The sequence below is a fragment of the Kutzneria chonburiensis genome (genome assembly GCF_028622115.1).
GTDB classification, from domain to species: domain Bacteria; phylum Actinomycetota; class Actinomycetes; order Mycobacteriales; family Pseudonocardiaceae; genus Kutzneria; species Kutzneria chonburiensis.
Genome location: NZ_CP097263.1, coordinates 3,770,924 through 3,791,634 on the forward strand (window position 1 = coordinate 3,770,924; position 20,711 = coordinate 3,791,634).

Genomic DNA, 20,711 nt, shown 5'->3' on the forward strand with positions numbered 1-20,711 from the left:
TCTCCTACGGACTTCCTCGGGTTGCTCCGAGGATGCCCCATGTTCCGCCGGCGGTACTTCAAAGTTCGGTCAGAAATGTTCGCAGCCAAACGACCGGGACCAAACGATTGACCGTTGACGGCCCGCTTGATCACGCGTTCGGACTAACCGATGCCGTCGTTCGGGACCGTACGAACGTCGCCGGCCATCCGCCGCACCGCCACCGCCGCGCGCAGCATCGGCAGATCCGCCGGCCTCGTCGGGTCGAGCCCCGTCAGCCGGCCGATCCGGCGGAGCCGGTTGTCCACGGTGTTCGGGTGCACGCCCAGCACCTTCGCCGTCGCGTTGCGGCGCAGTCCTTCGTCCAGGTACACGTCCAGCGTGCGACGGAGGTCTTCGTCCACCGGCTCGAGGAGCTCCGCCAGCCGGTGCGTTGCCGCACTGCGGCGGGTCAGCTGGTACTCCAGCAGCACGTCCGCCAGCCGGTAGGCGCCTGGCTCGCGGCGGGTTTTCGTCGCCACCTCAAGCACTTCGCGGGCCAGGCGGACGGCTGTGGGCACGTCGGCGGGTGCCGCCTCCTCCAGGGCCAGCGTGACCTTCGCACCGGCGGCCCTGGTCAGGCGGTCGTGCAGCGGAAAGTCGGCCGGCGTTGGCAGCAGGGCGATTCCGCCGGTGGGCGAGAGGGCGGTCAGTACGTCGTGGCCGGTTCGCGCAAGCTCGGCACGGACGCGGCGCACCTTCCGCCGGCCCGCCATGACGTGATCCACGCCGTCATGGAGCTCGTCCTCGTGCGGCCCCAGATCCAGCGCCACCACCACGTACCGCTCCGGCAGCCGGATTCCAGCTCTCAGCGCCGCATCCGTCGCATCGCCGCCTTCCGTGAGCGCCGCCAGCAGCGCTCCCCTCGCCGCTTGCGTCTCCCCCACCGTGCTCTCCCGGTGTTCCAGGAAGCCTTTCGCGATCGCTTGGTGCACCACGTGTTGGAACGTCACCAGCGCCCCGAAGAAGTCGATCAGCTCCCCCTGCGACGCCCGGTCGAGCTCCGGCCGCAGCTGCCGCACGCATTCCTGCAACCCCAGCAGGTAGGCGTCCAGGATCGCCTCCATCGGGATCCCTTCCTCGCCGCGCGCGATCGCCGACTCCCTCGCCTGCGCCACCAGCTCCCCCGCCGGCACTCCTCCTCCGGCAGCGCCGCCAGGAATCCCTTGAGCACCCGCTCCGTCATCGGCCGCACGTCGCCGGCCAGCGCCTCCACCGGCATCGACCCGTAGCTCGGCAGCCGCTCCACCAGCCGTTCCAGCACCCGATCCACCAGCGCCGGCACCTGTGCGTCGTCCAGCATCATCGAGGCCCCATCCTGTGACTTGTCACAAGCATCATGCCGGTCGGCTGGGTGGATTCGCAGTACGCTGCTGCTCTCAGCTGGTGGAGGATTGTGACAGCCACCAACCGGGAGGAGCGTTCGATGGCCTTCGGCGACTACCAGTACGAGATCTACTTCGGCGGCCTTCAGGGTGTGCAGCCGGCGCTGCCGATGGTGTTCGCGGAGCTGGAGGAACGGGCGGCCAAGGCGCTGTCGCCGTCGCTGCTGTCGTATGTGGCGGGCGGGGCCGGCGACGAGCACACGCAGCGCGCGAACGTGTCGGCGTTCCAGAAGTGGGGACTGATGCCCCGGATGTTCGTCGGGGGCAAGGACCGCGACCTGTCGGTGTCGATGTTCGGGCTGACGCTGCCGTCGCCGCTGTTCATGGCCCCGGTCGGCGTGCTCGGCCTGTGTGCCCAGGACGGCCATGGCGACCTCGCGGCGGCGGACGCGGCGGCGCACACGGGGGTGCCGCTGGTGCTGTCGACGCTCACCGAAGATCCGCTGGAAGACATCGCGCCCCGCTTCGGCGACACCCCGGGCTTCTTCCAGCTCTACACGCCCAACGACCGCGAGCTGGCCGAGAGCCTGGTGCGCCGGGCCGAGGCCGCGGGATTCAAGGCAATCATCGTCACCCTCGACACATGGCTGCCGGGCTGGCGTCCGAGGGACCTCGCCACCGGCAACTTCCCCCAGCTGCGGGGCCGGTGCCTGGCCAACTACACCTCCGACCCGGTGTTCCGGGCCCGTCTCGGCAAGGATCCGGCGGAGGACCCGCAGGCCACCGTCGGGCTGTGGGCCCAGCTCTTCGGCAACCCGCTGACCTGGGACGACCTGCCCTGGCTGCGGTCGATCACCTCGCTGCCGCTGATCGTCAAAGGCATCCAGCACCCCGACGACGCCCGCCGGGCCCGCGACGGCGGCGTCGACGGCATCTACTGCTCCAACCACGGCGGCCGGCAGGCCAACGGTGGCATTCCCGCCCTCGACTGCCTTCCCGCGGTCGTCGCTGCCGCCGACGGTCTGCCGGTGCTGTTCGACTCCGGCGTCCGCTCCGGCACCGACGTCGTCAAGGCCCTCGCCCTCGGCGCCACGGCCGTCGGCGTCGGCCGGCCGTACGTGTACGGCATGGCCCTGGGCGGCGCCAACGGCGTGGTGCACGTGCTGCGGTCAATGCTGGCCGAGGCCGACCTGCTCATGGCCGTCGACGGCTACCCGACGCTCGCCGACCTCACCTCGGACTCGCTCCGCCGCACGGACTGAAGTCCGGCCTGGCTACTGCCGGAGGTCAGCCCTTGTCGGCGCCGTTGGCCGGCGGCTCGTCGGACGTTCCGGTGTCGCCGTTCGACTTGCTCGACCCGTTCTCGCGCGACTCGTCGGCGGACGATGCAGTGGCCGGGCCGTCGCCCGGCGGCTCGTCGGACGGCGGGGCGTCCTCGGCCGGCGGCGTGGGGCGGGTGAACCTGGACCACACCTTGCCGGCGGCGTCGGAGATCACGCCGCCGACGTCGTTGAGCACCTTGGCCAGCGGATCGGTGCTCTCCACGAACGCGTCGCGGTACGACTTGGCCGCCGACTTCACGTCGTCGGTCCACTGGTTGTGCGGCTCGTCGCCGCGGTCGGGGTAGGTGCCGCCGAGGATGTCGCGGTACCCCTCGGTCGCGGCCCACTTCTGCAACTCGGCCGCCCGCACCACGGACAGCGGGTGGGTCTCGTTGATCACGTTCATCAGCTTGAGCACGCTGTCCCGGACGTCGCCGCCGGCTTCGTACTCGGCAGCCTGGGCCAGGAACGCCTCGGTGTCCACTTCGGACGGATCGACGGCGCCGGCCATCATGATCTGTGTCCGCAGCGCGGCCTGCGGGTTCTGCACGCACAGCAACCCGGCCCGGTCGGCCGACAGCTCGGCCTTGCGGTACCACTCCCGCAGCGCCGCGACGACCGCCCTCAGCCCCCAGTAGCCGATCGGCATCCACGACACGCTGAGCAGCATCTGCGTCAGGCGCAGCATCATGGTCCGGTACAGCGCGTGACCGGACAGCACGTGCCCGACCTCGTGCCCGATGACGAACCGCAGCCCCTCGGTGTCCAGCGCCTCGACCAGGCCCGTGGTCACGACGATGAACGGCTCGTCGAGGCCGATCGCCATGGCGTTCTGCCGGGGGTTGCGGGTGATGTAGAGCTCCGGCACCGGGTTGACGTCGAGGATCTCGGCGCACTCGTTGCGGATCGCGTCCAGCTTCGGGTACTGCTTCGGTCCGACGCGGATCGACGAGGACAGGAACAGCAGTCGATCGGCCCGCTCGCCGAACGCGCCGTTGACGGCCCGTAGCACCTGGGCAAAGCCCGGCACGGAACGCAGCGTGGTCAGCGCGCCGCGGTCCGCCGGGTGTTCGTACGCCCGCGGGCTGATGCCCGGGAACCGCACCCGGCCCTCGCTGAGGGCTACACCACCGGTGGAATCGTCCGCAGAAGTCACTTCTCCACAGTAACCACGCCCGCCAGCCGCCGTGGCCGAATCCGGTGATAGTTAGGATCGGCCCATGCGGATTTGCGTCTTCTGCGGTTCCTCCAACGGCGGCGAGGTCTACCTGGAGGCGGCCAGGACCGCCGGCCGAACCCTGGCCGAGCGGGGCATCGGCATCGTGTACGGCGGGGCCAAGGCCGGCACCATGGGCGCGGTGGCCGACGCCGCGCTGGCCGCGGGCGGCGAGGTCATCGGGGTCATCCCGGAGAGCCTGGTCAAGTGGGAGGTCGCCCACGAAGGCCTGACCGAGCAGCACATCGTCGACGGCCTGCACGCCCGCAAGGCGCTCATGGCCGAGCTCTCGGACGCCTTCATCACCCTGCCCGGCGGCGTCGGCACCATGGAGGAGCTGTTCGAGGTGTGGACCTGGGCCCAGCTCGGCCTGCACGACAAGCCGGTCGGCCTGCTCGACGTGAACGGCTTCTACGACCACCTGCTGCGCTTCACCGACACCATGGTCGAGCAGGGTTTCCTGCGCAAGCCGTACCGGGACGTGCTGCTGGTGGACACCGACCTGTCGGCGCTGCTGGACAAGTTCGCCCACCACCAGCCGCTGACCTTCCGCTGGTCCAAGGAAAGCTGAGCAACCGGGTGACATGAGGTAATCCGGCGGCCGGCGGCTGCGACACTGGTGACGGGAGGTGCGTCACCATGAACACCCCTGAGTCGAACAACACCGGGTCGCTGCCGTTGGCCGCCGTCCGTCCCTATTTCTCCGTCGTGGTCCTCGAGGGCGAGGACTTCGCCGCCCTCACCGATTTCCTGCTCACCTCCGGTCGTGGCGAGATCGTGGCCCGGCACGACGGGCCGGACCTGCTGGCGTTCGTGCGCCGTCGCGAGGATCCGCCGACCTGGGCCGGCCCCGCCGCGGGGTTCGTCGACATCACCCATCAGCTCACGATTGTGTTGCGGCGTGGCGGTTTTCTCGTCGTCTGCACGGACCGGCCGACCCAGGAGCGGCTGCAGACCTGGCTGGACCGCCAGCGTTCACTGCGGCGCTACCCGTCCGAGGTGCTGGAGAGCGCGCTCATCCAAGGCGAGGTGAAGAACCTGTGGTTACGCGGGATTCACCGGCGCAGCAGCGTGAAGGCCGACGGCAAGGTCCTCAGCGGCACCAGCGTCGAGCAGACGCTGAGCCCGCACGAGGACGGCTCCTACGTGGCCGGCTCGGCCCGCGCCGCGTTACCGCTGCGGCCGGATCTGCTGCTGCTCAAGGGAAACGCCGGGACAACACCGCGTAACGCCCTGGTGTGGCTGAGCACCCGCGCCGATGTCGAGACCTTCACCGCGATGGCCGCCGAGCTGCTCGACCTGCTGGAGGACGCGCGCGCCCAGGGCGCCGAACGGCCCGACTTCCTCACCATGCTGGCCAGTCCGGCCGACCTCGCCGAGGTTCGCGACGCCTTCGAGGTCATCGTCGAGGACCCCGACACGCTGCCGGCGGGCGCGCTCAGCGACGAGCTGCGCGACCTGGCACTGTCCGCACGGGACACTCCTCCTTCCGTCACGGGTTTCCCCGACTCGGCCTCGTTCGTGCTCGACGGCACGGTCGAGGTCACCCCGGAGCTCGTCGGCGACAAGGTCCGCCTCGACGGCGACTCCCCCATCCTCGACACCGATCTGCTCACCGTGTACTACCAGTCGGGGCACTCCTACAGCCGCGGCCGGTTCTGGCAGGCCCGTGCCCCCGAATACCCCTTTCGCAACTGGCGGTTCGAGGACTTCCGCGGCTGGGACATCCGCCGCGAGAAGCCCCGCGCCGACTCGCCGCAGCAGATCCACGACAACATCGGGGCCGACAACTCACTGTTCGACTGGGTGGTGCGGCACTACGGGCACGGCTGGCTGATCTGTGACGACGGTCCCGGCGAGGTCGCCGACTTCCTGCACATCGACACCGCCCGCACGCTCAGCCTGATCCACGTGAAGTCGGCCAAGAGCCATTCCCGCGACCGCGACGTCTCCGCCGCCGCGTACGAGGTGGTGGTCAGCCAGGCCGTCAAGAACCTCATCTACGTCAGTCGTGGGCACCTCCGTCCCCAACTCTCCCGGCCGCCGGTGCGGCGGCCCGCGTCCTGGATCGACGGCCGGCGCGTCCGCGGCCGTCGCGACTTCCTGCGCCAGCTCGATGCCCGGGTGGCCACCGACGACATGCGGGTGGTCATCCTGCAACCGCACGTCAGCAAGCGCACCTACGATCTGCTGCGCGGCCCGGGCGGTCGCGGCTCGCCCGAGCTCATGCGCCTGTATCTGCTGGAGTCCATGCTCAACTCGGCCCGCCAGTCGGCCACCGGGCTCAACGCCGACCTCGAGGTCATCGCCAGCACGGAATGAGCCGGGTCAGGCCGAGGCCCGGCGCACGGCCTTGGAGCGCCGGCCGAACAGGAACCAGGCCAGCGCCCCGACGACCGGCAGGCACAGGTCGGCGATCACCCAGCCGATCTTGGTGCCGCTGTCGACGTCACGCCGGAGCACGTCCACGATCGCGGCCACCTCCAGCACCAGCATGGGTAGCACGATCAGGAGATGAGTCAGGGTCATGTCGGTCGCTCCTTCGTCTGGAATGGACGGTGCAAGCATCGCGCGGCGGGCGTGGCCGGCGCAGTAGTGCAGATGTCCGTCTTTGGGGTGGTGCTAGGTACAGGTCCAAGGCGGGCACTGGTGCCATGGCCGGCCCCGCCCGCCGTCGTTACGGTGAGCCGCATGCAGCAACTAGCCCGCCGCATCCTGCGCGCACCGTGGTCGCCGCAGCCGTGGCGCGCGACCGCGCTGATCGCGCTGGGCTGGCCGATCGGGCTGGTCGGCACCGTCGGCGTGCTCGGGCTGACCACCCTCACCATCGCCTGTGCGACGCTGCTGGGCCCGGCCGTGATGGGCTGGCTGATACCCCCGCTGCAACCCTTCGCGACCTGGCGGCCGTGGACCTTCGTCCTGGTGATCCCGCTGTTCACGGCGCTGCTGCTGTGGTCAGTGCCGTGCACGGTCGTGCAGCGCTGGCGGTTCGCCGCGGTACTGGGCATCGAGCTGCCGGCGCCGCCCACGCGGCGACGCCTGCTCGGGCTCGCGGCCCAGTCGGCCACCTGGTGTCAGCTCGCCTATCACCTGCTCGCCGGCGTGTTGAGCACTGTCTCACTGGCGATCACGGCGGCGTTGTGGCTGCTCGGGCCGCCGCTGGCGCTGCAACTGCTCTACCTGTGGTGGCTGCCCGACCATGGCTCGACGGCCACGGTGCTGTTGACCAGCGCGCTCGGTGTGGTGGCGTTCCACCTGGCGCCGTGGGTGGCGGAATGGATCGCCCGGCTGGAGGTCGGCATGGCCCGTGATCTGCTTGGTCCGAGCCGGCGGCAACAGCTGGCCGAGCTGTCCGAACGGGTGCGCGTCGTCGTGGACAGCCGCCTGGACGTGATCGCCTCGGCCGACGCCGAGCGTCGGCGCATCGAGCGCGACCTGCACGACGGGGCCCAGCAGCGGCTGGTCTCGCTGGCCATGAACCTCGGCATCGCCCGGCTCGACCTCGACGCGGTGCCCGAGGCGACCCGCAAGGCGATCGAGAACGCGCACGAGGAGGCCAAGCTGGCGCTGACCGAGCTGCGCGATCTCGTACGCGGGCTGCACCCGGCCGTGCTCGACGAGCGCGGCCTCGACGCCGCGCTGTCCGGCATCTCGGCCCGTTCGCCGGTGCCCGTCACCCTGCACGTCGACCTGCCCCACCGTCCGTCGCGGACCACGGAAGCCGTCGCCTACTTCGTCGTCTCGGAGGCACTCGCCAATGTCGCCAAACACGCCCGCGCGTCCCGAGTGGACATTCGGGTGAGCCATCGGGAGCACACCATCGCCGTTGTCGTCACCGATGACGGACGCGGCGGCGCCCGGCTCGACGACAGCAGCGGCCTGCGTGGGCTGATGCACCGCGTCGGCTCCATCGACGGGTCGTTCCGGGTCGACAGTCCGATCGGCGGTCCCACCATCCTCACCGCGGAGCTGCCATGCGAGTCGTGATCGCCGAGGACTCCGTGCTGCTGCGGGAGGGCCTGGTCCGGCTGCTCGACGGCGCCGGCATCGAGGTCGTCGAAGCCGTCGGGGACGCCGACGAGCTGCTCCGCGCCGCCGCCGACCACGAGCCCGACCTCGTCCTGCTCGACGTCCGGATGCCGCCCACCCACACCGACGAGGGACTCCGTGCCGCACTGGTCATCCGCCGCCAGTGGCCCGCCATGGCGGTGCTCGTCCTCTCCCAGTACGTGGAGGAGCGTTATGCCAGTGAACTGCTCGCCACCGAGACCTCCGGCGTCGGCTACCTGCTCAAGGACCGCATCGCCGACGTCGGCGAGTTCCTCACCGCGCTGCGCCGCGTCGCCGACGGCGGCACCGCGCTGGACCCGGAGGCCGTCGCCCAGCTCCTGCTGCGCACGCGCAGCGCGCCGCTGGCCCGGCTCAGCCCCCGGGAGACCGAGGTCCTGCGGTACATGGCCGAGGGCCGGTCGAACGCGGGCGTCGCCGACCTGCTGATGGTCAGCGAGAGCGCGGTGGCCAAGCACGTGAACAGCATCTTCACCAAGCTCGACCTGCCGATGGCCGACAGCGACCACCGCCGAGTGCTGGCCGTGCTGACGTTTCTGAAGGGGTGATGGCTCAGAGCGAGCCGGCTAGCTGCCAGGTACGGAGGCGGTCGGCGGTCGAGCGCATGCCGGACTGGATGAGCACGACATCGGTGGCGCCGGCGTCGAAGTAGCGCCGGATGCCGGCCGCCACGTCGGTCTCGGAGCCGATGAGAGCGAGGTCGGCCGGGTGGTCGACGCCTTCGGCGTCGAGGATCCGGCGGTAGGAAGGGATGTCGCCGTAGTAGCCGAGGGTGGTGGCGGCGACGGCACGGACGGCGTCGACGTCGCTGGTGACCACGGCTGGCACGGCGGCGACGATGCGTGGTTCGAAGGAGCCGGCGAACGCCGGCACGATGTGGCGTTCGATCGCCCGAGGCCCAGCCAGGAAGGGGATGGTGCCGTCGGCGAACTCGGCGGTGGCCCGCAGGGTCTGCGGGGCCATGGCCGCGACCAGCAGTTGCACGCCGTCGCCGCCGGCCACGGCGGTGGGTAGCGGCGGCCGGGCCCGGACGGCCGAGCCGGCGAACGAGACCTGCTCGCCGTCGAGGGCCTGGTTGAGGACCTCGAGCGACTCCCGCAGCAGCCGGATGGGCGGCGGATAGTCGAGCCCGTAGGCGGGTTCGAGCAGGCCCCGCACTCCGAGGCCGACGCCGAGGGTGAAGCGGCCGTCGGTGGCGGCCTGCGCGGTCTGGGCCAGCGAGGCAATGACGAGGGGGTGACGGGAGTAGAGCGGCACGACGGCGGTGCCGACCTCGATGCCGGGCACCTCCCGTCCGGCCAAAGCGGCCAGGCTGATCGCGTCGTGGTCGAACAGCTGGGTGAACCACACCGACGACAGCCCGGCGGTCGCGGCCTCCCGGGTCTGGGCGATCAGCTCGTCGACGATGTTCTTGGCGTGCGCGGCGTCTCCGGCCGGCAGCACGGCTCCGATGGTCATGGTGTCCTCCCGGATCAGCCGGCGAGCTCGGCGTGGCGCAGGTGCGGGGTGGTGGCCCAGTCGACGACGGCCAGGGACCGCTCGGCCAGCTCCTGCCAGCCGATCTCACCGAGCCGGTCGAACATGCCGAGCGCGAGCGAGATCCGGGCCGACGCCTCGGCGTAGCGGTGCTCGCGCAGGTCGAGTTCGCCGAGCAGGTACTGCATCGCGGCCTCACCGAGCCGGTCGCCGGTGCGGAGCGCGGCGCGCAGGGCGCAGTCGTTGCTGTCCCGCCAGTCGCCGAACATCCGTTGCGCGCCAGCAAGATCGGCGATGGCGGCGGCGAGGTTCCAGCAGTGCTCGACGGCGTCCGTGGACGCGGCGTGCTGCACGGTCGCGAGCAGGGCGGCGCGTTCGCGGGCGTACCAGCCGAGCGGGTCGGCCAGCACGGCGTTGACCACGGACGACGGCAGCATCCAGCGGCTCGCCTCGCCGCGGGCGCCGAAGCCCAGCCGCAGCCGCGCCTCGTCGGCCAGACCGAGCCAGGCACCGAGCAGCCGCGTCTGGTAGCCGTCGTTTTCCTGCCCGGCCAGGAGTTCACGGGCGTGGATCCGCGCGAGCGGGTGCAGCCGGTAGCGAGCGGTCGCGCCCGCACCGGTCACGTCGACCAGCCGCGCATCGACGAGGCCCTCCAACGCATCGGCCGCGGCCACGGCGTCCAGGTCGAGCAGCGGTGCCGCCACCCAGGAGGCGAAGCAGGTCGTCGGCAGGGATCCCAGCCGCGCGAACAAGGTGCGCGATGCCGGCGGCAGCGCGGCGAAGCCGCGCTGGAGGCTGTCCCGCACCTGCGGGTCCAGGCGGTCGACCCGCATCCGCGCGACCAGGTCCGCGAACGTCCAATGTGGACGTGCGGCCAACATCGCCGCAGCCCGGGTGACGGCCAGTTGCAGGCCGCCGCACAGCTCGACCAGCTCACCGGCCTCGGCGAACTCGGCCCACACCCGGTCCCGCCCGACCATGGCCGACAGCAGCTCGATGCCGTCACGGCGGCTGAGCACGTCCAGCTCGAACACGGTCGAACCGGGCAGGGCGCCGGTCCGGGTCCGGGTGGTCATGATCAGCCGACTGGCGGCGGTACTCGGGAGCAGGCAACGGATCTGGGCGATGTCGGCCGCGTCCTCCACGACCGTCAGCACCCGCCGGTCGGCGATCGCACTGCGGTACAGGGCCGCGCGCCCCTCGACGTCGGCCGGGATCGCGGTGAAGCCCAGCGCCTGGAGGAACCGTTCGAGCACGTCGGCGACATCCGAGGTCATCCGGGCGTAGAGCTGGCCGTCGGGGAAATCGGCGGTGAGCCGGTGCGCCGCCTCGATCGCCACCGCGGACTTGCCAACGCCGGCCCGACCGGTGATCACCGTGACCGGCAACGCATCGGCCACCCCGTCGAGCAGATCCTCGGCCCCGGTGAAGTACGGCAGCCGGGCCGGCAGCATGCGCGGCACGGAAACGCTTGCGGTGGGTGGAGTGGACGCGGCGTGGCCGTTGAGGATGTCCTGGTGCAGCCGGCGCAGCTCCTCGCCCGGCTCGAGCCCGAGTTCGTCCACAAAGGTCTGTCGCACGGTCCGGTACGCCGCCAGCGCCTCGACCCGCCGTCCGCAGCGGTGCAGCGCGGTCATCAGCTGGCCGACAAAGCGTTCCCGCAGCGGGAACTCCTCGACCATGGTGGAGATCTCGCCGACGATCTCGTGGTGCCGGCCCAGTTGCAGTTCGGCGTCGAAGCAGTCCTCGAACGCCTCGACCCGCCGCTCCGCGATGCGCACCTGGTTGGCCCGCACCACGGCGCTGTCGACGCCGGTCAACGGCTCCCCGCGCCACAGCGCCAGCGCACCACGGAAAGCCTCCCGCGCGGCGTCGGACCTGGACGCCGCCAACTCGGCGCGGCCCCGGCTGACCAGGTCCTCGAACACGTGCAGATCAAGCTCGGCCGGGGCCAGCTCGATGGTGTAGCCCAGGCCCCGCACCCGAATCCGGTCGCCGAGACCGGCGGTCACGGTCAGCCGGCGCAGCGCGGAGATGCTGGTCTGGATCTGCGCCCGGGCGGTGGCCGGCGGCATGCTGCCCCACAGCGCGTCGAGCAGGCTCTCCAATGGCACCACTCGGTTGGCGTTGAGCAGCAGCATGGCCAGCACCACCTGCTGGCGGCGGGCGGTCACGCGGGCGGCGTTCACCTGGAGCAGCCCCAGTAGCCGGAAACTTGGTGTCACTGTCTCCACTTGAACTCCCCCAGAGAGTGTGCCGTGGCGCCGACGAGGAGCTCGCGCGGCGGCGGGTGGCCGAGGAACGCGGTCGGGCTGGCGGTCAGCCCGTACGCCCCGGCCTGGAAGATCGCGATCAGGTCGCCGACCTCGGCCCGCGCCAGCTCGACCTTGTCCCCCAACAGGTCCAGCGGCGTGCACAGGCAGCCGACGACGGTGACGGTCTCGGTGGCGGCGGCCGAGGTGGCCACCGTGAGCGGGTAGTTGCGGCGGATCTTCTGCCCGAAGTTGCCGGACGCGGCGAGCTGGTGGTGCAGACCACCGTCCACGACCAGGAACGTCGTGCCCCGCGAATGCTTGCGGTCGACCACCCGGGTCACGTAGACGCCGGCTTCGCCGACGAGGTAGCGGCCGAGCTCGATCACCACGCGGGCGTCCAACTGGCGCAGCGAGGTGTCGACGAGCTTGGCCAGGTTCTCGCCGATCGGCGCGAGGTCGAGGGCGGTGTCCCGGGCCGAGTACGGAATGCCGAAGCCGCCGCCGAGGTTGACGTAGCGCACCGGTGTCGGCGCCATTGCGGCCAACCGCAGCACCAGCTCGACGGTCGCCCGCTGAGCCTCACAAATACTGTCGGCGCGCAGGTTCTGCGAGCCGGCGAACACGTGGAAGCCGTAGAAGTCCAGGTCACCGAGCTCCGCCAGCACGGACGGCACCTGCTCGGCGTCGATGCCGAACTGCTGCGCCCCGCCGCCCAACGTCATGCCGGCGCCGCGCACCGCGAAGTCCGGATTGACGCGCAGCGCCACCCGGGCCTGGATGCCGAGGTCCGAGCTGACGTCCTGGACGCGGCGCAGCTCGGTGATCGACTCCAGCTCCACGGTCACGCCCGCGGCAACGGCCTGGACCAGCTCGGCCGTGGTCTTGCCCGGGCCGGCGAAGCTGATCCGGTCGGCCGGCATCGTGGTGTCCATGGCCAGCTGGAGCTCGCCCGCCGAGGCGACGTCGAACCCGTCCACCAGGCCGCTCATATGGTGCAGCACGGCCGGCATCGGGTTGGCCTTGACCGCGTAGCTCAGTGAGATCTCCGCCGGCAGCGCCGCGCGCAGCTCGGTGACGCGGGCGGTGAGCCGGTCGCGGTCGTACGCGAAGAACGGCGTGCCGCCGACGCGCGCCGCGAGCCGGTCCACCGGCACGCCGCCGACGGCCAGCACCCCGTCCACCCGGGGGAACGTGTTCGACATGGCACCCCTCGATCACTTGCCGACTCAACTTCCGCCGAAACTCTGTCAAGTGCGGCCCACTACCCACATGGGTACGCCCTACCCATATTCGCCGGGCGGGTAGGGGCACGCCCGTGTCCACCGCCGCTGTCCACTAGTTGCCGGCCTTTTCCGGCCGCCGCCCGCGCCTTGCCCGCCGCATTCCGCAGACCGCACGATCGGCAGCGAATTTCCCCTCTCGTGACGGCGGTGAGCGAATGACTGGCATGGCTGCGAACGAGCCGATCGCCGTGGTCGGAATCGCGTGCCGGCTGCCGGGGGCGGCCGACCCGGAGCAGTTCTGGCGGCTGCTCGACGCCGGCCGCGACGCGATCACCGAGCCGCCCGACGGCCGTTGGCCTGGCGCGACGGAGTTCCGCCGCGGCGGATTCATTGCCGATGTTGACCGTTTCGATGCCGCGTTCTTCGACATTTCGCCGCTCGAGGCGGCGGCCATGGATCCGCAGCAGCGACTCGCGCTGGAACTGTCATGGGAGGCGTTGGAAAACGCCCGAATCGCGCCGGATTCGCTGCGCGGCTCGGGGACCGCGGTGGTCGTCGGGGCCATCAACGGGGACTACGCGCTGCTGCACTCGAAGCTGGGGGCCGGCCCGCATTCACTCACCGGCACCCACCGCAGCCTCATCGCCAACCGCGTGTCGTATCTGCTCGGGCTGACCGGTCCGAGCCTGGCCGTGGACAGCGGGCAGTCGTCTTCGCTGGTCGCCGTGCAGGTGGCATGCGAGCAGCTGCGTCGGGGCTCGTGCACGCTGGCGCTGGCCGGCGGCGTCAACCTGAACCTGCTGGCCGAGACCACCGAGGCCATCGCCGAGTTCGGCGCGCTGTCGCCCGACGGCCGCTGCCACACGTTCGATGCTCGCGCCAATGGCTACGTCCGTGGCGAAGGTGGCGCGGTCATCGTGCTCAAGCCGCTCGCCTCAGCTGTGGCCGACGGGGATCGCATTCACGCCGTCATCCTCGGCGGGGCCGTCAACAACGACGGCGGCGGCGAGGGGCTCACTGTTCCCCATGGCGAGGCCCAGCAGGAAGTCATCCGCCTGGCCCACGCCGCCGCCGGCGTTTCGCCGGCCGAGGTCGGGTACGTCGAGCTGCACGGCACCGGCACCAGGGTCGGCGACCCCATCGAGGCGCGCGCCCTCGGCGCGGTGCTGCGGGCCGATCGGCGGCTGCTGGTCGGGTCGGTCAAGACCAACATCGGGCACCTTGAGGGCGCGGCCGGCATTGCCGGGCTGCTCAAGGTGATCCTCAGCCTGCGGCACGGGGTGCTGCCGGCCAGCCTGAACTTCGAGACGCCCAACCCGGACATCCCGTTCGACGAGCTGAACCTCGATGTGGTGCGGGAGAAGCAGAGCTGGCCGGGTCGGCGGATCGCCGGCGTGAGCTCCTTCGGCGTCGGCGGGACGAACTGCCACCTGGTGGTGGCGGCCGGCCCGATCGAGCCTCGGGACGACTCCGTCCGCACCGACGCCCCGCTGATCATCACCGCCCGGTCGGCGAAAGCCCTTGCGGCGCAGTCGCAAACGCTTTCGTCCTTTATGGACCGTGATATCGCCTACTCGTTGCTGCACACCCGGACCCAGTTCGAACACCGTTCCGTGATGCTCGGCGATGACGTGGTCACGGGCAAGGTCTCGCCCGGTGCGACGGCGTTCGTCTTCCCCGGCCAGGGCGGTCAGTGGGTCGAGATGGCGCAGGCCCTGCTGGCCGAGGAGCCGGTGTTCGCCGCCAAGCTGGCCGAATGTTCAGCCGCGTTGAACGACTTTGTTGACTTCGACGTGCTGGAGCTGCTGCGGGAGGCCGGCGATCTGAGCCGGGTGGACGTGGTGCAGCCGGCACTGTGGGCCGTGATGGTGTCGCTCGCCGCGGTGTGGCGGGCCAACGGCGTCACCCCGGAGGTGGTGCTCGGGCACTCACAGGGCGAAGTCGCGGCGGCCACGGCGATCGGCGCGTTGTCGCTGGTCGACGGCGCGCGGGTGATCGCCCTGCGGAGCAAGATCGCCGGCCGTTTGACCGGCGGCGGCATGATGTCCGTGGGCGCACCGGCTTCCGTGGTGCAGGAGATGCTGCCGCCGGGCGTGACGATCGCGGCGGTGAACGGGCCGCGTTCAGTGGTGCTGGCCGGGCCGGCCGATGAGCTGGCGGGGTTGCAGGAGCGACTGGTCGACGTCCGGACGAAGATCGTACCGGCGGCCTATGCCTCCCACTCCCCCGCAGTCGACGTGCTGCGGGGCGAGCTGTTGCCGCTGTTCGAGGCCGTCCGTCCACAAGCGACGGACGTGACGTTCATCTCCACCGTGACCGGCGAGCCGCTGGACACCCGCGAGCTGGATGCCGACTACTGGTTCGCCAATCTGCGGCAGCCGGTGCGGTTCATCGACGCCACGCGGCGGGCGCTGGCCGACGGCGTCGGGCGGTTCATCGAGTGCAGCCCGCATCCGTTGCTGCTCAACAGCATCGACGAGACCGTCGAGGGCGAGGCCGCGGTCGTCGGTACCCTGCGTCGGGACGAAGGTGGCACCGAGCGGATCCGCCGGGCGCTGGCCGAGGCGTACGTCGTCGGCGCGCCGGTGGCGTGGCAGATCACGGGCCGCAAGGTGGACCTGCCGACCTATCGGTTCCAGCGGGAACGGCACTGGTACGGCGAGATCGCCGCCGCGCAGACGGTTGCGGCCACTGGTGATCTGCGCGAGACTGTACTCAGCTCCACTGCCCATGTGTTGGGGCACAAGGACGCGTCGGCCATCGACGCCACGCGTCCGTTCAAGGAACTCGGGTTCGACTCGAACTCGCTGATGCGCCTGCGCGCCCAGCTCTCGGCACAGACCGGGCGAAAGCTGCCGACCTCGCTGCTCTACGACTACCCGACCCCTCAGCGGTTGGTCGACGGGCTCAAGGCGGCGGTTGCGGATCAGCGGTCGGAGAATGGACCGGCCACACCGGCGGCACAACCGGTGGCCGGCCAGCCCATCCCGGCCGACGCGTCGAGTTCGGACCCGATCGCCGTGATCGCGATGGGCTGCCGCTACCCCGGCGGGGCCGACTCGCCGGAGGCTTTCTGGCGGCTCATCGCGAACGGCGAGGATGCCGTCACGCCGCTGCCGTCGAACCGCGGCTGGGATCTGGACGCGTTGTTCGACGGCGCGTGCGTGACGCGCAACGGAGGCTTTCTGCACGACGCCGACCAATTCGACGCGGCGTTGTTCGGGTTGAGCCCGCGTGAGGCGCTGGCGATGGAGCCGCAGCAGCGGCTGATGCTGGAGATCTCTTGGGAGGCCTTGGAACGGGCTGGCCTGCACGATCTCCAGGGCTCGTCGACCGGTGTGTTCGTCGGGGCGATGGCGATGGACTACGGCCCTCGCCTGCACCAGCCGACCGGGGTCGTCGACGGTCACCTGATGACCGGCACCGCCCTCAGCGTCGCCTCGGGCCGTATCGCCTACACCTTCGGCTTCAACGGCCCGGCCCTGACGATCGACACCGCCTGCTCGTCGTCGCTGGTGGCGATCCAGCTGGCCGTGGAATCGTTGCGGCGCGGGGAATGCACACTGGCCTTGGCCGGCGGAGCCACGCTCATGGCCAGCCCCGGCAACCTGGTCGAGTTCACCCGTCAGAACGGCCTGTCGGTCGACGGCCGGGCCAAAGCTTTCTCCGACAACGCCGACGGCACGTCGTTCTCCGAGGGTGCGGGCGTGCTGCTGTTGGAGCGCCTGTCCGACGCCGAGCGCAACGGGCACGAGGTGCTGGCGGTGATCCGTGGCATCGCCGTGAACCAGGACGGCGCCAGCAACGGCCTGACCGCACCGAACGGTTTGGCTCAGCGGGAAGTCATTCGCAAGGCTTTGAACGACGCCGGTCTGTCCACTGCGGACGTTGACGTCGTCGAGGCCCACGGCACCGGCACCGCCCTCGGCGACCCCATCGAAGCGCACGCCGTTCTCGCCACCTACGGCCAGAACCGCCCCGCCGATCGCCCGGTGTGGCTCGGCTCGGTCAAGTCCAACATCGGCCACGCCCAGGCGGCGGCCGGTGTCGCGGGCGTGATCAAGATGGTGATGGCCATGCGGCACGGCATGGTGCCGCGGACCCTGCACGTCGACCAGCCGACGTCCAAAGTGGACTGGGAGTCCGGCAATGGTCGGGTGCTCACCGAGCACCGGCAGTGGCCGGTTGGTCCTCGGCGCGCGGCTGTGTCCAGCTTCGGTATGTCCGGCACCAACGCCCACGTGATCGTCGAGGGGGTCGCGGCCGAGCCTAAGGTTTCCGGCAACGACAACACCCCCCTGCTTTGGGTCATCTCCGCGCGTACCGAGGTGTCGCTGCGGACCCAGGCACACCGCCTTGCCGACGTCGCCGAGACCGGCGACCTTCACGCAGCGGCAGCAATTCTGGCCCGCAAGCCGGCCTTCCAACATCGTGCGGTGATCGTCGCGGACTCCCGTGAGGAGCTGCGGGAAGCGCTGCAAGCGCTTGCGACCGGCGAACCGCACCCGGCACTAGTTACCGGCGAAGCGACCCGTGACACCGACCCGGTGTTCGTCTTCCCTGGTCAGGGGGCGCAGTGGGTGGGCATGGCGGTGGATCTGCTGCGCGAGAACGAAACCTTTGCGCACGAGCTTCGTCGATGCGATGAAGCGCTGCGGCCCCACACGGGCTGGTCGGTGATCGACGTGCTGACGCACGGCGAGCCGACGCTGGATGGCACGGACGTGGTGCAGCCGGTGCTGTGGGCGCTGATGGTGTCGCTGGCCAAGCTGTGGCAGTCGATCGGCGTCGAGCCGGCGGCGGTGATCGGCCACTCACAAGGCGAGATCGCCGCGGCGGCGGTGGCCGGGGCGCTGACACTGAACGACGCGGCGAAGATCAGCGCGCTGCGCGGGCAGATCGTCGGCGCGCTGGACGGCACGGGCGGCGTGCTGGCGGTTGGGTTGCCGGCGAACGAGGTCCGTCAGCGGATCAAGCCGTGGAGTGACCGGCTCTGGCTGGCGGTGGACAACGGCCCGACGGCCACGGTGATCGCCGGCGACCTCGAGGCGCTCGACGAATTCGAGGCGGCGCAAGGCGATGACGTGCAGCTTCGACGCGCGCCGGTGGCCTACGCCGCCCACACCCCGCACGTCGCGGCGGTCCGTGACGAACTGCTGCGGCAGCTGGGCACGATCGAGCCGGTCGAGGCGACGACCAAGATCTGCTCGACCTGCCACGGCGACTTCATCGATGGCACGGCGATGACCACCGACTACTGGTACCGCAACCTGGCCGACCCGGTCAGCTTCGACCCGGCGGTCCGGAAGTTCCGCGACCGGCCGCTGTTCATCGAGGTCAGCCCGCATCCGATCCTGGCAGGCGCGGTCCGGGAGATCCTGGCCGACGAGGGTGTCGACGGCACGGCCGTGGGGACGTTGCGCCGCAACGAAGGCGGCCAGCACCAGTTCCTGATCGCCGCCGCGACGGCGTACACACAGGGCGCGGCCGTGGATTGGCCGAAGATCGTCGGCCCGGTGACACAGCGCATCGAGCTGCCGACGTACGCCTTCGACCGGCAACGATTCTGGCTGCACACCAACGAAACCGGCATGCACCCGCTGCTGGCCGACGCGGTCCCGGTGGCCGACACCGGCGGCCGGCTGCTGACCGGCAAGATCTCCCGGCACAGCGCCCCCTGGGTGGTCGACCACGCCGTCAACGGCACGGTTCTGTTGCCCGGCACGGCCTTCGTCGACCTCGCGCTGACGGCCGCCGATGGCGACCAGCTCGAAGACCTGACCCTGCACGCCCCACTCGTCCTGCCGGTCACCGGCTCGGTGCAGCTCCAGGTCACGGTCGGCGGCGAGGAGAACGGCCGGCGCTCGCTGGCCATCCACTCCCGCACCGACGGCGACTGGATCAGGCAGGCCGACGGCTTCCTCAGTGACGGCCCCCGCGTCACCAACAGGCTCACCACCTGGCCGATCGGCACGGAGATCGATCTCACCGATGCCTACGACCGGCTCAAGGCCGGCGGTTACGAGTACGGGCCGGCGTTCCAGCTGCTGCGGAGCGCTTACCGTGACGGCGAGGACTATCTCGTCGAGGTGGCGATCCCCGATGCCGGCGACTTCACCGTCCACCCGGCGCTGCTGGACGCCGCCCTGCACATCCTCGTGCTCGACGCCGACGAACTGAAGCTGCCGTTCTCCTGGTCCCGCGTGTGGTTCAACGGCCGTGGTGTCAATCGGATCCGAGTGCGGCTGAGCAACGGATCCTTGGCCATCTATGACGAAAACGGCACGCAGATCGGCGGCGTCGAGTCGCTCACCCTGGCGCCGGCACCGCAAGGCGTTGCCTCGGCTGAGTTGTACCGCGTCGATTGGGTAGAGGCTGAGCCGACCGGCCAGGCGTCGCTGACCGTGGCCCGGCCGGGCGACCTCACGAGAGTGCTGGCCCAGGTGCAGGAGTGGGTGGAGAAGGACACCGACGAGCGGCTGGTGTTCCGCGCCGATCCGTCCACTCTGGACGGTGCGCGGACGTGGGGGCTGGTCCGTTCGGCCCAGTCCGAACATCCCGGCCGGTTCGTGCTGGCCGACTGCGCCGAGGACGAGATCCCGACCACCGACGAGCCGCAGTTCGCCGTGCGTGACGGCAGGTTCTTGGTGCCGCGCATCGTCCGGCACACCATCTCGGGGTCCACCATGGACCTCGGCGGCGGCACCGTGCTGATCACCGGCGGCACCAGCGGCCTCGGCGCATTGATCGCCGAACACCTGCGGTCCAAGGGCATCACCGATCTGCTGCCGGTGTCCCGAAGCGGCGACGTGGCCTGCGATGTCGCCGACCGGGCCCAGCTGACCGAGCTGATCAAGGGCCGCCGCATCACGGCCGTGATCCACGCGGCCGGCGTCCTCGACGACGCGACCGTCACCGAGTTGACGCCGGAGAAGCTGGACACGGTGCTCCGGCCGAAGGCCGAGGCGGCCTGGCTGCTGCACGAACTCCTGCCGGACCTCAAGGCGTTCGTGCTGTTCTCGTCGGTCGCCGGTGTGCTCGGCAACCCCGGGCAGGGCAACTACGCCGCCGCCAACAGCTATCTCGACGCGCTGGCCACCCATCGCCAGAGCCTGGGCCTGCCGGCGACCTCGATCGCCTGGGGCCTGTGGTCGCTGCCGACGGCCATGACCGCGCACGTCAACAAGGTTGCGTGGGTGGCGCCGCTGAGTGTGCAGCAGGGCCTGGAGATGTTCGACGCAGCGATCAGCGAGCCGAACGCCCAGCTCGTCGCGGCGCGGTGGCGCCGGGACGGCGACGACGTGCCGCCCGTGCTGCGAAGTCTGTTCAAGCCGCGCCGGGCCGTGACGGTCGAGGCCGCGCCGGCTCAGCGGTTCGACGCCGACTCGATCTTCCGGCTGGTCCGCGACAAGGTCGCGGTGGCGCTCGGGCACCGGTCCGCCGCCACGGTCGATCCGGACAAACCGTTGCGGGAGCAGGGACTCGACTCACTGACCTCGGTCGAGCTGCGCAACCAACTCGGTGCGGCAACGGGTCTGCGGTTGCCGGCATCACTGGTGTTCAACCACCCGACGGTGACCAAGCTGGCCGGCTACCTGGCCGGCGAGCTCGTGCCGGCCGAGCCGTCGCCGGAAGACCTGCTGCGCGAGGCGCTGGACCGCATCGATCCGTCCACTCTGGACGATGAGCACCGCGACCGGCTGGCCGCCGTGCTCCAGGAGACGCTGCGCACCCTCGTCCCCGACACAACCGGCCTTGATCTCTCCTCCGACGAGGAGATCTTCGCCTTCATCGACAACCAGCTGTGA

The 20,711-nt window shown here is 70.7% G+C and carries 12 protein-coding genes; 6 read left to right on the forward strand and 6 right to left on the reverse strand.

From position 1 onward, the window contains the following. Nucleotides 1–143: 143 nt before the first annotated feature. The gene (locus tag M3Q35_RS16850; RefSeq protein ID WP_273942767.1) at nucleotides 144–1,154 is read right to left on the reverse strand and encodes a PucR family transcriptional regulator; all 1,011 of its coding nucleotides are present in this window, start codon (nucleotides 1,152–1,154) and stop codon (nucleotides 144–146) included. A gap of 290 nt (nucleotides 1,155–1,444) precedes the next feature. Here M3Q35_RS16850 and M3Q35_RS16855 point away from each other — a divergent pair, with 290 nt between their 5' ends. Continuing rightward, nucleotides 1,445–2,605: an alpha-hydroxy-acid oxidizing protein gene (locus tag M3Q35_RS16855; protein WP_273942768.1), complete on the forward strand. Its 1,161-nt coding sequence runs from the start codon at nucleotides 1,445–1,447 to the stop codon at nucleotides 2,603–2,605. A 25-nt stretch (nucleotides 2,606–2,630) separates the two neighbouring features. Here the strand turns inward: M3Q35_RS16855 and M3Q35_RS16860 are convergent, their stop codons facing one another. Next, nucleotides 2,631–3,821 carry a M48 family metallopeptidase gene (locus M3Q35_RS16860; RefSeq protein WP_273942769.1) on the reverse strand — a complete coding sequence of 397 codons (1,191 nt, stop codon included), beginning with the start codon at nucleotides 3,819–3,821 and terminating at the stop codon, nucleotides 2,631–2,633. A gap of 64 nt (nucleotides 3,822–3,885) precedes the next feature. Here M3Q35_RS16860 and M3Q35_RS16865 point away from each other — a divergent pair, with 64 nt between their 5' ends. Both M3Q35_RS16865 and M3Q35_RS16870 read left to right on the forward strand, forming a co-directional pair. After that, nucleotides 3,886–4,452, forward strand: a complete 567-nt coding sequence (locus M3Q35_RS16865) for an LOG family protein (protein ID WP_273942771.1) — start codon at nucleotides 3,886–3,888, stop codon at nucleotides 4,450–4,452. Between the two features lie 68 nt (nucleotides 4,453–4,520). Further along, on the forward strand, nucleotides 4,521–6,203 hold the full coding sequence (locus M3Q35_RS16870; protein ID WP_273942772.1) for a hypothetical protein: 1,683 nt from the start codon (nucleotides 4,521–4,523) through the stop codon (nucleotides 6,201–6,203). Between the two features lie 6 nt (nucleotides 6,204–6,209). On the opposite strand, the gene M3Q35_RS16875 is transcribed toward M3Q35_RS16870, so the two are convergent. Beyond that, nucleotides 6,210–6,410: a PLD nuclease N-terminal domain-containing protein gene (locus tag M3Q35_RS16875; RefSeq protein WP_273942774.1), complete on the reverse strand. Its 201-nt coding sequence runs from the start codon at nucleotides 6,408–6,410 to the stop codon at nucleotides 6,210–6,212. A 162-nt stretch (nucleotides 6,411–6,572) separates the two neighbouring features. Between M3Q35_RS16875 and M3Q35_RS16880 the strand changes: the two genes are divergently transcribed. Beyond that, on the forward strand, nucleotides 6,573–7,868 hold the full coding sequence (locus M3Q35_RS16880) for a sensor histidine kinase (RefSeq protein WP_273942775.1): 1,296 nt from the start codon (nucleotides 6,573–6,575) through the stop codon (nucleotides 7,866–7,868). Then, a complete protein-coding gene (locus M3Q35_RS16885; RefSeq protein WP_273942777.1) occupies nucleotides 7,856–8,497 on the forward strand; it encodes a response regulator in 642 nt (213 codons plus the stop codon). Before M3Q35_RS16880 ends, M3Q35_RS16885 begins: the two co-directional genes overlap by 13 nt. A 4-nt stretch (nucleotides 8,498–8,501) precedes the next feature. On the opposite strand, the gene M3Q35_RS16890 is transcribed toward M3Q35_RS16885, so the two are convergent. From M3Q35_RS16890 to M3Q35_RS16900, 3 genes are read right to left on the reverse strand one after another with little or no spacing between them, the layout of a single operon-like run. Then, on the reverse strand, nucleotides 8,502–9,407 hold the full coding sequence (locus tag M3Q35_RS16890) for a TIGR03564 family F420-dependent LLM class oxidoreductase (protein ID WP_273942778.1): 906 nt from the start codon (nucleotides 9,405–9,407) through the stop codon (nucleotides 8,502–8,504). 14 nt (nucleotides 9,408–9,421) lie between these two features. After that, nucleotides 9,422–11,659: an AfsR/SARP family transcriptional regulator gene (locus M3Q35_RS16895; protein ID WP_273942779.1), complete on the reverse strand. Its 2,238-nt coding sequence runs from the start codon at nucleotides 11,657–11,659 to the stop codon at nucleotides 9,422–9,424. Beyond that, nucleotides 11,647–12,882 carry a pyridoxal-dependent decarboxylase, exosortase A system-associated gene (locus M3Q35_RS16900; RefSeq protein WP_273942780.1) on the reverse strand — a complete coding sequence of 412 codons (1,236 nt, stop codon included), beginning with the start codon at nucleotides 12,880–12,882 and terminating at the stop codon, nucleotides 11,647–11,649. Before M3Q35_RS16900 ends, M3Q35_RS16895 begins: the two co-directional genes overlap by 13 nt. A 245-nt stretch (nucleotides 12,883–13,127) precedes the next feature. Here M3Q35_RS16900 and M3Q35_RS16905 point away from each other — a divergent pair, with 245 nt between their 5' ends. Further along, nucleotides 13,128–20,711 carry a type I polyketide synthase gene (locus M3Q35_RS16905; RefSeq protein ID WP_273942781.1) on the forward strand — a complete coding sequence of 2,528 codons (7,584 nt, stop codon included), beginning with the start codon at nucleotides 13,128–13,130 and terminating at the stop codon, nucleotides 20,709–20,711.